Origin of the sequence: Curtobacterium sp. GC_Cur_3, assembly GCF_026544205.1 — a bacterium.
Classification (GTDB): Bacteria; Actinomycetota; Actinomycetes; order Actinomycetales; family Microbacteriaceae; genus Curtobacterium.
In genome coordinates, this window is record NZ_JALNUI010000013.1 from 28,671 (window position 1) to 40,768 (window position 12,098).

At 71.3% G+C, this 12,098-nt stretch carries 14 protein-coding genes; 6 read left to right on the forward strand and 8 right to left on the reverse strand.

What is annotated here, in order from left to right:
• Positions 1-8 precede the first annotated feature (8 nt).
• Complete coding sequence (locus tag OXR63_RS08565; protein ID WP_267421955.1) at positions 9-425, reverse strand: BLUF domain-containing protein; 417 nt, start codon at positions 423-425, stop codon at positions 9-11.
• 284 nt (positions 426-709) lie between these two features.
• Between OXR63_RS08565 and OXR63_RS08570 the strand changes: the two genes are divergently transcribed.
• The 4 genes from OXR63_RS08570 to OXR63_RS08585 all read left to right on the forward strand — a co-directional run bounded on the left by OXR63_RS08570 (position 710) and on the right by OXR63_RS08585 (position 4,730).
• Positions 710-1,759 (forward strand): iron-siderophore ABC transporter substrate-binding protein, encoded by a 1,050-nt coding sequence (locus tag OXR63_RS08570; protein ID WP_267421957.1) that lies wholly within the window; start codon positions 710-712, stop codon positions 1,757-1,759.
• Positions 1,760-2,788: a FecCD family ABC transporter permease gene (locus tag OXR63_RS08575; RefSeq protein ID WP_267421959.1), complete on the forward strand. Its 1,029-nt coding sequence runs from the start codon at positions 1,760-1,762 to the stop codon at positions 2,786-2,788.
• Positions 2,789-2,904: 116 nt separating this feature from the next.
• Positions 2,905-3,906 carry a FecCD family ABC transporter permease gene (locus tag OXR63_RS08580; RefSeq protein ID WP_374116102.1) on the forward strand — a complete coding sequence of 334 codons (1,002 nt, stop codon included), beginning with the start codon at positions 2,905-2,907 and terminating at the stop codon, positions 3,904-3,906.
• On the forward strand, positions 3,903-4,730 hold the full coding sequence (locus OXR63_RS08585; protein ID WP_267421960.1) for an ABC transporter ATP-binding protein: 828 nt from the start codon (positions 3,903-3,905) through the stop codon (positions 4,728-4,730). Before OXR63_RS08580 ends, OXR63_RS08585 begins: the two co-directional genes overlap by 4 nt.
• Positions 4,731-5,034: 304 nt before the next feature.
• Here OXR63_RS08585 and OXR63_RS08590 read toward each other — a convergent pair whose 3' ends face one another.
• The 4 genes from OXR63_RS08590 to OXR63_RS08605 all read right to left on the reverse strand — a co-directional run bounded on the left by OXR63_RS08590 (position 5,035) and on the right by OXR63_RS08605 (position 8,563).
• Positions 5,035-5,574: a tetratricopeptide repeat protein gene (locus OXR63_RS08590; protein WP_267421962.1), complete on the reverse strand. Its 540-nt coding sequence runs from the start codon at positions 5,572-5,574 to the stop codon at positions 5,035-5,037.
• A gap of 129 nt (positions 5,575-5,703) precedes the next feature.
• Entirely contained in the window at positions 5,704-6,738 is a 1,035-nt protein-coding gene (locus tag OXR63_RS08595) for a zinc-binding dehydrogenase (protein ID WP_267421963.1), read from the reverse strand.
• A 138-nt stretch (positions 6,739-6,876) separates the two neighbouring features.
• A complete protein-coding gene (locus OXR63_RS08600; protein WP_267421964.1) occupies positions 6,877-7,221 on the reverse strand; it encodes a carboxymuconolactone decarboxylase family protein in 345 nt (114 codons plus the stop codon).
• A gap of 148 nt (positions 7,222-7,369) precedes the next feature.
• On the reverse strand, positions 7,370-8,563 hold the full coding sequence (locus OXR63_RS08605) for an MFS transporter (RefSeq protein ID WP_267421965.1): 1,194 nt from the start codon (positions 8,561-8,563) through the stop codon (positions 7,370-7,372).
• 154 nt (positions 8,564-8,717) lie between these two features.
• Here OXR63_RS08605 and OXR63_RS08610 point away from each other — a divergent pair, with 154 nt between their 5' ends.
• Positions 8,718-9,602 (forward strand): helix-turn-helix transcriptional regulator, encoded by an 885-nt coding sequence (locus OXR63_RS08610; RefSeq protein ID WP_267421967.1) that lies wholly within the window; start codon positions 8,718-8,720, stop codon positions 9,600-9,602.
• On the opposite strand, the gene OXR63_RS08615 is transcribed toward OXR63_RS08610, so the two are convergent.
• The 3 genes from OXR63_RS08615 to OXR63_RS08625 all read right to left on the reverse strand — a co-directional run bounded on the left by OXR63_RS08615 (position 9,603) and on the right by OXR63_RS08625 (position 11,623).
• Positions 9,603-10,334, reverse strand: coding sequence for an SDR family NAD(P)-dependent oxidoreductase (locus OXR63_RS08615; protein ID WP_267421969.1), 732 nt, complete (start codon positions 10,332-10,334; stop codon positions 9,603-9,605).
• A 198-nt stretch (positions 10,335-10,532) separates the two neighbouring features.
• On the reverse strand, positions 10,533-11,033 hold the full coding sequence (locus tag OXR63_RS08620; protein WP_267421970.1) for a DUF6611 family protein: 501 nt from the start codon (positions 11,031-11,033) through the stop codon (positions 10,533-10,535).
• Positions 11,030-11,623 (reverse strand): hypothetical protein, encoded by a 594-nt coding sequence (locus tag OXR63_RS08625; RefSeq protein WP_267421972.1) that lies wholly within the window; start codon positions 11,621-11,623, stop codon positions 11,030-11,032. Before OXR63_RS08625 ends, OXR63_RS08620 begins: the two co-directional genes overlap by 4 nt.
• A 205-nt stretch (positions 11,624-11,828) precedes the next feature.
• Here OXR63_RS08625 and OXR63_RS08630 point away from each other — a divergent pair, with 205 nt between their 5' ends.
• A complete protein-coding gene (locus OXR63_RS08630) occupies positions 11,829-12,098 on the forward strand; it encodes a hypothetical protein (RefSeq protein ID WP_267421974.1) in 270 nt (89 codons plus the stop codon).

Consider the following 12,098-nt stretch of genomic DNA (forward strand, 5'->3'; position numbering starts at 1 on the left):
CGGGATCGTCAGGACGCGCGCGCCTGGAACCAGCCGACGAGTGCGCGGAGCGCTGGCACCGACGAGACGGCGTCGCCCTCGTGCGCGTCGAGGTCGTCGAAGGTCGCGCGGTAGCCGGGCACGTCCTCGAGCTCGTCCTCCGCGGGGAAGCCCATCGTCCACTCCGGGAACTGGCGGTCCTCGATGACGTCCTCCAGCAGCACCGAGACCTTCGTGTGGCGGGCGTCGTCCCGGATCGTCTGCATCTTGCGTCGGACCACGGCGTCGGGGCCCTCGAGCACCTGCAGGAAGTAGCCGTTCCGGTACAGCAGCATGCCGGTGATGCCGGTCTGCTCGTTCGACGCACGGCTCTGTGCCAGCAGCGCGGTGAGCTCCCGGGGCTCGAGGACGCTCGTCGCGACGCTGGAGTAGATCAAGGACAGCATGTGGTTCCTCCGACGTCGCGCGGTGCATCCGCGCAGACCGGCCCCACTGAACTCGCGTCCTCCTGGGCAGAACGCTCCGCAGCGACGGATCACGGACAGTGATCTGCTGTGGGGCTGTACAGAGTGACCCGTTGTTAGGTTAGGCTTGCCTTGCCCGGCAGCCGGAGCGATCCGTCGCCCGCCGTCGGGACCACCTGTCCCACCGAGCCGACGCCGCAGCCCGTGCCGCGGCCGCCACCACACCCCTGCCCGGTCACTCGACCGCGCCCAGGAAGGACCCTCCCGTGCGCCCACTCCGTCCCGTCGCCGTCGCGGCCGCCGCCGTCGCCGTGCTGCTCACCGCCGCCTGCAGCTCGACCACCCCCGCCGCCGAGGGCACCTCGTCCGCGTCCGCCGACGGCGCCTTCCCGGTGACGATCGAGCACGCGCTCGGCACGACCACGATCGACGCGGAGCCGAAGCGCGTCGCGACGGTGCAGTGGGAGAACCAGGAGGTGCCGCTCGCGCTCGGCATCGTGCCCGTCGGCATGGCCCGGGCCGACTTCGGGGACGACGACGGCGACGGCGTGCTGCCGTGGGTCGCGGACAAGCTCGAGGAGCTCGACGCGAAGACCCCGGTCCTGTTCGACGAGACCGACGGCATCGACTTCGAGGCGGTCGCCGACACGAACCCCGACGTCATCCTCGCCCCGTACTCCGGCCTGACGAAGGACGACTACGAGACCCTCAGCGAGATCGCCCCGACGGTCGCGTACCCCGAGGCCGCCTGGGCGACCAACTGGCGCGAGTCCATCGAGATGAGCAGCGAGGCGCTCGGGCTCGAGGACCGGGGCGACGACCTGGTCGACGGCATCGAGGACGACATCGAGGCCGCCGTCGCCAAGCACCCGCAGCTCGAGGGCAAGTCCACGATGTTCCTCACCCACGTCGACACGAGCGACCTGAGCGAGGTCAGCTTCTACACGACGAAGGACACCCGCGCGCTGTTCTTCGAGGACCTCGGCCTCGAGGCCCCCGAGTCGATCGCCGAGGCCTCGAAGGGCAAGGAGTTCTCCAAGACCATCAGCGCCGAGAAGGTCGACACCTTCGACGACGTCGACATGATCGTCACGTACGGGGACGACAGCCTGGTCACGACGCTCGAGTCCGACCCGCTCCTGTCGAAGATGCCCGCGGTCGCGAACAACGCCATCGTGGCCCTGCCCTCGGACGACCCGATCGGCACCGCCGCGAACCCGACGCCCCTCGCGATCTCGTGGGTCCTCGAGGACTACGTGCAGATGCTGGCCGACGCCGCCGACAAGGCGGACGCGGACTCCGCCGACGCCTCGTAGGTGACCGCCCTCGTCACGACGACACCGCACCGGTCGCGCCCCTCGGCGCGACCGGTGTGGTTCGTCGTCAGCCTCGCCGTGCTGGCGGGCCTCGTCCTGCTCTCCGTGACCGTCGGCGCCCGCGCCGTCAGCGCGGACGAGGTGCTCGCCGGGCTGACGGGCTCGTCGCGGACCGTGGGGGAGGCCGCGGTGGCGGTGCGTCTGCCACGCACCCTGCTCGCGGTGGTGATCGGAGCCTCCCTGGCGATCGCCGGCACCGTCATGCAGGGCGTGACCCGCAACCCGCTGGCCGACCCGGGGATCCTCGGCGTCAACGCCGGCGCCTCGCTCGCGGTGGTCACCGGGATGGCGTGGTTCGGGCTCTCCGCCGCGGTCGCGACCATGTGGGTGGCCGTCGCCGGAGCGGCGGTCGCCGCCGTCTTCGTGTACGTCGTCGGCTCACTCGGCCGTGGGGGAGCCACCCCGCTCAAGCTCGCCCTGGCCGGTGCGGCGTCGTCCGCCGCCTTCGCGTCGCTCGTCATCGCCGTCTCGCTGCCCCGCGGCGACATCGCCGAGGGCGTGCGGTCGTGGCAGATCGGCGGCGTCGGTGGAGCCACCGCCGACCGGATCCTGCAGGTGCTGCCGTTCCTGGCCGCCGGGGCGCTGCTCTGCGCCGCGACCGCGAAGGGCCTGAACACGCTGGCACTCGGTGACGACCTCGCCGCCGGCCTCGGCGAGCGCGTCGCCCTGACCCGCGGTCTCGCCGCGACGGGCGCCGTGCTGCTGTGCGGCGCGAGCACGGCCGTCGCCGGCCCGATCGGGTTCGTCGGACTCGTCGTCCCGCACGCGTACCGGCTGCTCGTCGGCACCGACCACCGCTGGCTGCTGCCGTTCTCCGCCGTCGGGGGAGCCGTGCTGCTCGTCGCGGCGGACGTGCTCGGCCGGGTCGTCGCCCGACCCGAGGAGATCGACGTGGGCATCATCACCGCGATCGTCGGTGCGCCGGTGTTCATCGCGATCATCCGCCGGCGGAAGGTCCGGTCCCTGTGAGCGCGCAGCAGCCGGGCGGTCCTGTGTCGGTGGAGGCCCATCAGCACCTCGACGCCGTCCGACAGGACGTCCCCGGCACCCCGGCGCCGGGCAGCACCGCGGCGACCGTCCGCCGCATCCGTCGTCGGCGTGCGGTGCGCGCCGGCGTGGTCATCGGCGTGCTCGCCGCCGTGGTCCTCGTCGCGTTCACCGCGACCCTCGTCGTCGGCGAGCGCTGGTACTCGGTCCCCGACGTCGTCGCCGTCGTCACCGGCCACGACGTCCCCGGTGCCTCGTTCACCGTGGGCCGTCTGCGCCTGCCGCGGGCCGTGCTCGGCGCCGTCACCGGGTTCTGCTTCGGGCTCGCCGGCGTAGCGATCCAGACGATGCTCCGCAACCCGCTCGCCAGCCCCGACGTCATCGGCATCAGCTCCGGTGCGAGCGCCGCGGCCGCCTTCGCGATCATCACGCTCGGCCTGGCCGGTGCGGCCGTCTCGGCCTTCGCCATCGTCGCCGCCCTCGGCGTCGCCCTGGTCGTCTACCTGCTGGCGTACCGGGACGGGGTCGCCGGCACGCGGCTCATCCTGATCGGCATCGGGGTGGCCGCGATGCTGGAGTCCGTGACGGCGTACGTGCTGTCGCGCGCGGCCCAGTGGGACCTCCAGGAGGCGACGCGGTGGCTGACCGGCAGTCTCAACGGCGCCGACTGGGAGGCTGTGCTCCCGACCGTCGTCGCCCTCGCGGTCCTGGGACCCGTGCTCCTCGGACAGGGGCGTGGGCTCGCCGGGCTGCGGCTCGGTGACGACGCGGCATCCGCGCAGGGCGTCCGCGTGGAACGCACCAGGGTGCTCGTGATCGTCGCGGCCGTCGGCCTGGTGGCGTTCGCGACCGCGGCGTCCGGGCCGATCGCCTTCGTCGCGTTCCTGTCGGGGCCCATCGCCGCACGGCTCGTCGGTGCCGGGACGTCGCCGCTCGTGCCCGCCGGGCTCGTGGGCGCCGCACTCGTGCTGCTCGCGGACCTGGTCGGGCAGAACGCGCTCGGGGTCCGGTACCCGGTCGGCGTCGTGACCGGGGTGCTCGGCTCGCCGTACCTCGTCTGGCTCATCATCCGCACCAACCGCAGGGGGACCTCGCTGTGACCACCGCCCACGACCTCCGCACGACCGGCCTCACCCTCGCCTACGACGACCGGACCGTGATCGACGACCTGTCGCTGGAGCTCCCCACCGGCCGCATCACCGCGATCGTCGGCGCGAACGCCTGCGGCAAGTCGACCCTGCTGCGCTCGATGTCCCGGCTGCTCCGCCCCGCCGGCGGGCAGGTGCTGCTCGACGGCCGCGCCGTGCACCAGACACCCGCGCGCGAACTCGCCCGGACGCTCGGGCTGCTGCCGCAGTCGCCGATCGTCCCGGAGGGCATCTCCGTCGCCGATCTGGTCGGTCGCGGACGGCACCCGCACCAGCGGGCGTTCCAGCGGTGGAGCCAGGCGGACGACGACGCCGTGGGGACCGCCCTCGACGTCACCGGCACCGCCGACCTGGCGGACCGCAACGTCGACGAGCTCTCCGGCGGGCAGCGGCAGCGCGTCTGGATCGCGATGGCGCTCGCGCAGGAGACCGACGTGCTGCTGCTCGACGAGCCCACCACCTTCCTCGACGTGGCACACCAGGTCGAGGTGCTCGACCTGCTGCGTGACCTCAACCTCCGCAACGGGACCACCGTCGTGATGGTGCTGCACGACCTGAACCTCGCGGCGCGGTACGCGGACCACCTGGTCGCACTGGCCGACGGCACCGTGTGTGCTGCGGGAGCGCCCGCCGCGGTGCTCACCGAGGAGACTGTGCGCCGGGTGTTCGGGCTCGAGAGCGTGATCACGACGGACCCGGTGTCGGGGTCCCCGCTGATGGTCCCGATCGGGCGGCACCATGCGGGTGGTGCGGGTGGTCGTTCGGCGTCGGCGTGAGGGGCGTGTGCGCAAGACACCGGTGTCTGGTGCAAGACACCGGCGCTCAGCGTGTGGGTTTGGTAAGACACCGGCGTCTCGGTGTGCGGGCTTGCTGGGACGCCGGTGTCTGGGTGTGCGGGCGGGGTGAGACACCGGCGTCAGTGCGAGACGCCGTGATGCCCTCGAGACGCCGCCGTTTCCCGCGGTGTCTCGACGACTTCGAGGCGTTTCGACGAGACACCGGTGTCTCAGTGTGTTCGTGTGCTGAGACGCCGTGTCTCAGCCAAGCGGCGCGGGCCGCGATGAGATCGACAGTTGCCCGTCAGCGGAGCCCCTGTCCGGCTTCCGAGTGACCGGCGGCGTCTCCGGCGTCCAACGAGGCGAGGAAGTCGGCGTTGCCGCGCAGGGCCGGCTTGTACCGGTCGAGCTCCGGAGCGTGGACGTTCTCTGCGAGGAGCACGAGAAGGCTGGCGAGGGCGGTGTTCGGCCGGCCATCGGCGTGGAACGTCAGGGCTTCGAAGGCTCCGAGGGCGACCGAGTCAGGGAACTCCGCCCGTGCCCGCGCGAAAGCCTGGAGTGAGTCGTCGATCCGGCCGAGGTTCCGGAGGGTGCTCCCGTACTGGAGCCAGCAGCGGCGTCGGACGTCTCCGGCGAGTCCTCGCTCCATCGCTCGCTCGTAGAAGTCGAGCGCCGTCGCCTCGTCTCCCGCCGTGTCGTACGCACCACCGAGCTCGTAGAGGACCCGAGGGTCTTCCGGGTGCTTGGCGTGGATGGGAAGCAGCGCGTCGATGGTCGGGCCCATGTCCTCGCGGTTCCGGGCGGCGAAGATCGCGTCGAGCTGCGCCTCGATTGCGTCGGACATGGTCAGCACCCCCGATTCGAGCAGTCAAGTGACCGCGATGGCACAGTACCGGTCGTCTCGAGACGCGTCGGTCCTTCCGAGGGCGGCACGCGGAACGCCGCCCTCGGAAGGAGAGAGGGGATGCGAACGCTACGGTCGGATCAGGACCTTGAGGGCTTTGCGGTCGTCCATCAGCTTGTAGGCGTCCGCGATCGCGTCGAGGGGCATCTCGCGGTCGAAGACGCGTCCGGGGTCGATGGTGCCGTCGAGGACCTGTGGGATGGCGGCTTCGAGGTAGGCGCGGATGGCCGCGGGGCCGCCGGTGAGGGTGGCGTTCTTCCCGAACAGGGAGCTCATGCCCACGGCGGCTTCTTCGTACTGGGGCACTCCGACGCGGCTGATGGTTCCTCCGGGGCGGACGATGCCGACGGCCTGTTCGTAGGCGGGCATGTGCCCGACGGCCTCGAGGACGACGTGGGACCCCTCGCCGTCGGTGAGTTCCATCACCTTCGCAACACCCTCATCGCCGCGTTCCGCGATGACGTGGGTCGCGCCGAACTCTCGGCCGAGGTCGGTGCGATCGGTGTGGCGTCCCATCAGGATGATGATCTCGGCACCGAGCTGCTTCGATGCGAGGACGGCCGAGAGACCCACGGCGCCGTCACCGATGACGGTGACGGTCTTGCCCGGACCGACGTCGCCGCGGATGGCGGCGTGGTAGCCGGTCAGGTAGACGTCGGAGAGGGTCAACAGGGACGGCATGTACGACTCGTCGGTGCCCGCGGGGATCTTGACGGCAGTTCCGTCGGCTTCGGGGACGATCAGCTTCTCCGCCTGCGTGGCGGATGGTGCACCGTCGAAGAAGCCGCCGTGGATGCATGAGGTGGTGATCCCGTCGCGGCAGTACGCGCAGGTGTTGTCGGACCAGGCGAAGGGCACGATGACGGTGTCGCCGACGGAGAGTGTCGCGACGTCGGCGCCGATCTGCTCGACGACGCCGATCGCTTCGTGCCCCATCCGACGTCCCTCGGAGGTCTCCTCCAGGTCGTGGTACGGGTGCAGGTCCGACCCACAGACGCAGGCGTACGTCACACGGACGAGGGCCTCGGTGGAGTGCTGGATGACGGGGTCGGCGACGTTCTCGACGCGGACGTCGCCGGCGCCGTACATGAGTGTGGCCTTCATGGATGGGTCCTTCCCTGCGAGTCGGCCGGAGCCGATCGCGCGTGGTGTGAGGGTGTGAGGGTCGTGTCGGAGGGGGCTACACGTCGCCAGCGAACTGCTCCGGCGGGTTCCTGGTGGTCGGGTTGGTCGGTTCGATGTTCATCGGTCCTCTTCCTTCTCGGTCCCGAGGACCCGCTTGGCGACACCCATCGCTCCCATGCCCTTCGGCCAGCCGGCGTAGAACGTCACGTGCGTGATCGCTTCGATGAGTTCGGTTCGGGTGACCCCGTTCTCGACGGCGCGGCCGACGTGGAACTCGAGCTGAGCGAGGTCGCCGCCGGCGGCGAGGACGGCGACGGTGATGAGGCTGCGGTCACGGGTGGACAGGTCGGGGCGGTTCCAGACGTCGTCGAAGAGGACGTCGTCGGTGAGTCCGGCGAGCTTCGGGGCGAAGTCGCCGAGGGTGCGGCGGCCGCCGCCGATCTGACGTGCTTGTTCGGGCATGAGTGTTCCTTCCTCGGATGGGTGGTCGCGGGTCACTGCCTGCGGGGGGGGGCGAGCCTCCGGCACGGTGCGGTGCGGTGCGGTGCGGTCCACGGTGCAGAGGCCTCCGCTCGCAACCGACGCACACCGCGTGAGGGTGCTCGGGTCATCAGCCGGGCGCGTCGACGCGGGACGGAGTCGTGTCGGGCACCACGGCGGCGCGGACGTGCAGCGCGAGGATGCTGAGCGGGACGAGCATGAGCGCGGCGGCGACGATGCCGACGGTGACTGGGCCGAGCGGTCCGAGCGGCCCCTGCAGTGCTGTTGCGGCGATCCCGGTCCCGATGGCAGTGCCGAGGTTGAAGGTGCTGGTCGGCATCGCGGTGGTGAGGTTCGGTGCATCCCCTCCCAGCCTGGTGGCGAGGGCGACGAGGATCGGGTTGGCCGAGAAGCCGACCAGGCCGAGGACCCCGAAGCTGATCAGCACGAGTGTGGGGTTCGTCGACGTCACCGCGATCGCGATCGTCGCCACCAGCGTCACGACACCGAACCCGAGCGAGACACCGAAGGGCCTGCGGTCGCCGGCGCGGCCGCCGAGGATGCTGCCCACCACGGACCCGGCGCCGAAGACGACGAGTGCGATCGGCACGGCGGTCTCGGGGAGGTCGGCGCGGTCGGTGAGGAGTGGGCTGATGTACCCGTAGGTGGACAGCACGCCGCCGGTGATGCAGGCGGTGGTGGCCAGGACCAACCAGAGCTCTGCGGACCGCAGCCCACGGAACTCAGCACGGAGCGAAACGTGCGTCGTCCCAGCGGACGGATCCACGAGCCTCCAGATCGGGAGAGCGAGGACGAGGGCCAGGAGCGCGAGCGCCCAGAACACGGTCTGCCATCCCACGAGCAGGCCTGCGAGAGCACCGAGCGGGACACCGAGGACGTTGGCGATGTTGCCGCCGCCGATGACGACGCCGAGTGTTCGGGCTGCGGCGGCGGGGCCAGCGGCCTTGGCCGCGACAACGGAAGCGATCGCCCAGAACGCACCCGTCGCGAGGGCCGTGAGGAACCGAGCGGCGAGGAAGACCGCGAAGACCGGGACGCTCGCTGCGAGGACCTGTCCCGCGGCGAACGTCAGCAACGCCGCGATGAGCACCGCCCGGCGGGAGACCCGAAGCGTTGCGAGCGTGACGATCGGTGGGCCCACGACCATCCCGATCGCGAAGACCGTGATCGCGAGCCCGGCATGGCCGACCGAGACGCCGAAGGTGCGGGCGAGGTCGGGGAGGAGCCCGGCGACGACGAACTCCGAGGTCCCCATCAGGAACGTGCCCGCGGTCAACGGGAACGTCAGCCGGGGAAGAGCCATCGGGTACTCCTGACAGGGGTCGTTGGGCGGACGCCAGCGCGGCACTGGCCTCAGCAACCACGACACCACTGCATCGCCGCGGATGGAACGCCCTGCTGAGACGTGCCTCGAGAGGGAACGTCTCCGGAGCGTGAGGCCGCCGTACCCTGACGGCGTGGACAACAAGACGGAAGTGCGCGAGTTCCTGATGTCGCGGCGCGCCCGACTCACACCGGAGCAGGCTGGCCTGCCCGGTGGTGGCCGCCGCCGAGTGGCGGGCCTTCGTCGTGGCGAAGTCGCCGCGCTGGCCGGGCTGAGCGTGGAGTACTACGGACGCATCGAACGCGGACAGGTCGCCGGGGCGTCCACGGCGGTGCTGGAGGCCCTCGCCCGTGCGCTTCAGCTGTCAGAACCCGAGCGGAGCCATCTCTTCGACCTCGCGCGAGCGGCCGACGGGAACACACTCGCGTCTCGGCCCCGGGGTCGACGCTCCCCACGCGCTGCACAACGGCAGAGCATCCAGCAGGTCCTCGGCACGATCCACGACGGGATCGCGGTCGTCCGTGACCAACGGCAGAACCTCCTCGCCACGAACCAGCTCGCGAAGGCCTTCTACACCTCCGTCATCGGCGACGGATCCGGCATCCCCAACCTCGCACGGTTCCAGTTCCTCGACCCGGCATCGCGGGACTTCTACCCCGACTGGGACCTGTTCTCCGAGATGTGCGTCGCCGTGATGCGCGCCGAAGCCGGACGAGACCCGCACGACACCGAGCTGCAGGAACTCGTCGGTGAACTCTCCACCCGCAGCGAGGTGTTCCGACGTCTGTGGAGTGCGCACGACGTGCGCTCCCACGGCTCCGGGACCAAGCGCTTCCACCATCCGGACGTGGGTGAACTGGTGCTGTTCTACGAGGAGCTGATGATCACAGCCGACCCCGGCACGGTCCTGATGGTCTACACCGCGGAACCCGGCACACCGACCGCGGAGCGGCTCGCGTTGCTGGCGTCGTGGGCGGCTGCTCCGACCGGTGCGACTGCGGACGTCGACGCCGACTGATCAACGACCGGGGAACGCGACGCCGGTCGCTGCCCCGAGGGCGAGCAGCAGCTCGTCCTGGAACTGCGGATCGCGCACGGACGGGTGCGGATCCTGCTGCCGATCGTGGAACCAGTACCCGCCGCTGACCATCGTGTCGGGATCACCGATCAGGCGCTCCTGCGTGCGGTGGCCCAGCTCCAGGTCGTCCGGTGCTCCCGCGCCGCCCATCTTCGTCGGCACCCAGCCCGGATCGACCGCGTTCGCCTGCACGGACGGCCACCGAGTCGCGACCGCGGCAGCGAGTGCGGTGACGAGGAGCTTGCTGTCCGAGTAGCTGCTCGAGGCCGAGCCGCCCGACCAGTCCACGCCGGCGACACGGGCTCTGCCGCCGCGATGCATGCTGCTGCTGAGGTAGACGTGCCGGCTCGCGCTCGTCAGCACGGCCGTGAGCAGGTACGGCGCCACCACGTTCACCGGGATCACCGCAGCGCCGGAGATGACGCCCGCGTTGTGGACGACGCCGTCGACCGGTGGCTCGGCCTGCATCCGCTGCGCGGCGGCGAGCACCTCGTCCCGGTCGGCGAAGTCCGCCACGACGAGGTCAGCGCCGAGCCTGGTCAGATCCGACACCGCCTCGGCGCGGCGATGGGAACGTGCGTGGACGATGACGTCGTGCCCCTGACGGAGCAGGGTCTCCGCGGTCGCTCGTCCGAGCCCGTCGGTGGAGCCCGTGACCAAGATGCGTGCCATGAGGTCCATGGTGCTCCGATGCGGTCTCCGTACCGGTGCCCTGACAGGGCATCGCACGTTGGTGACCGGCGCCACAGCGTCACTGCACGATCACTGACCGAGTCGGTCCGGCGGCGCGGACGTCTCGGCGCACAGGAGTACGACGCACTCCGGGAAGCGAATCCACGATGGAGTAGTCCGTCCTCGGTCCCGCGACGGCTACCGAGGCGGCAGCGCTGTCCACACCTCGGCCCAGACGACCTCGAAGCCGACCCGGTCGACGTCCCCCGCGCGACGAGCGCGTTCGACGAGCAGGAGTGCGTCGAGCGAGGCTTCGAGGAGTCGGACGTCGCCGTGCACCTCGGGGCGGCCGTTGCCGTGGAACACCGTGGTCGTGAGTGACCGGACCTGTGGCCTGGTGCGCCTGGTCGCGGCGCCGAGGACGCCGAAGCCGAGGGCGTAGACCCCGGCGGCTGCGGCGAGCCCGAGGCCGCGCGGATGACCGAGCGTGAGCATGACCACGACGGCCACCACCGCGCCGAGCACCGGCCACACGTGCCAGGCACGCAGGAGCACGGCGTCCCGAACGGTGGTCCCCGGGGCGAACACCACGAGGGTCCTGCTGCTCCACATCGTCCGGCTGACGGGGTGTTCCGTGTACCGGCCCCACCGGTGCACGCCGTGGGACAGCGGGGTGTGGTGTGCGGTGGTCGCGCTCATCGGTGGTCCTCGCCGGTCCCGAGGCGTCCGACCTCGACGGCGCGGATGCCGCCGACCTCGGCGCGGACCGGAGTCGCGACCGGCGCGTGTGCGACGTCCCGGTGTCGCAGTGCCACGAGGCAGGGGAAGCAGAGCAGGTCGCCCTCGTGCACGTCCGCCGGCAGCGGTGCCGGCAGCCGGTGGAACGGCCCGTCGGCGAACCCGTCGCACGGACTCACGACGTACGTCTGCGTCGCCGGGGCGGTGCTCGCCCGACCGATGAGCCGCACCTGGTCCAGCACGGCGCTCTGCGGCAGGACGGCGTCGAGTTCGACGAGCACCACCCCGGACAGCGGCCGGCGGACGCGCAGCACCGACGCCACGGCCACGCTCACGTCGCGCGGCTGCCAGTCCCGCGGTCGGTACCGGGGCGGTGCCTGCTCCGCGGTGTGGACGCACGGCGTCCCGACGACGTCCGCGAGCCGCGCCATCGAGATCGCGGCGATGCAGACGTCCGCCGTGGTGGCAACGGTGCGCGCCGGCCAGAGGGACGGTTCCAGCGGTTCGGGGATCGACGCCCGCAGCGTCGGCATGATCGTGGTGAGTGTCACGTCCGTCACGATGCCGTCCCCGGCGGTGCACACTGCCGATCCTCACGGAGTCCCGACGGCCGCACGGCGACTCCGCACGGATCACTCACACCGCAGCTGTCCCTTGGACCGAGCGGCGAGGAAGCCACTGTCCTGGACGCCCTCCACCGACGCTCGCTACGGTTGACCGCCGCTCCGTCAAGCGGCCCCGACCCGAGGAGCACGGATGACCATGACGACCGATGCCGACACGGCTCCCTCTCGACGGGTGGCCCCCGCACTGCTCGGTCTGTCCGTCGTCCTGCAGGTCCTCAGCAACCTCGTCTTCCCCGGCCTCGGCATCGCCTTCGTCGCGTTGCTCTGGTGGCGTCGAGCACGGCTGACCCGACCGTTCGTCGTCGTGCTGATCGTGGTCGCCGTGCTCAGCGCGGCATTCCTCGCGGTCGCCGTCGCGGACGTCGTCTGGGGTCCCCAGGTCGGGTACCACTTCGGCTGA

Excerpts from the sequence above, each read along its gene's own strand:
- OXR63_RS08565 (WP_267421955.1), bottom strand. The coding sequence starts at position 425 with ATGCTGTCCTTGATCTACTCCAGCGTCGCGACGAGCGTCCTCGAGCCC.
- OXR63_RS08590 (WP_267421962.1), bottom strand. The coding sequence starts at position 5,574 with ATGTCCGACGCAATCGAGGCGCAGCTCGACGCGATCTTCGCCGCCCGG.
- OXR63_RS08595 (WP_267421963.1), bottom strand. The coding sequence starts at position 6,738 with ATGAAGGCCACACTCATGTACGGCGCCGGCGACGTCCGCGTCGAGAAC.
- OXR63_RS08600 (WP_267421964.1), bottom strand. The coding sequence starts at position 7,221 with ATGCCCGAACAAGCACGTCAGATCGGCGGCGGCCGCCGCACCCTCGGC.
- OXR63_RS08605 (WP_267421965.1), bottom strand. The coding sequence starts at position 8,563 with ATGGCTCTTCCCCGGCTGACGTTCCCGTTGACCGCGGGCACGTTCCTG.
- OXR63_RS08615 (WP_267421969.1), bottom strand. The coding sequence starts at position 10,334 with ATGGCACGCATCTTGGTCACGGGCTCCACCGACGGGCTCGGACGAGCG.
- OXR63_RS08620 (WP_267421970.1), bottom strand. The coding sequence starts at position 11,033 with ATGAGCGCGACCACCGCACACCACACCCCGCTGTCCCACGGCGTGCAC.
- OXR63_RS08630 (WP_267421974.1), top strand. The coding sequence starts at position 11,829 with ATGACCATGACGACCGATGCCGACACGGCTCCCTCTCGACGGGTGGCC.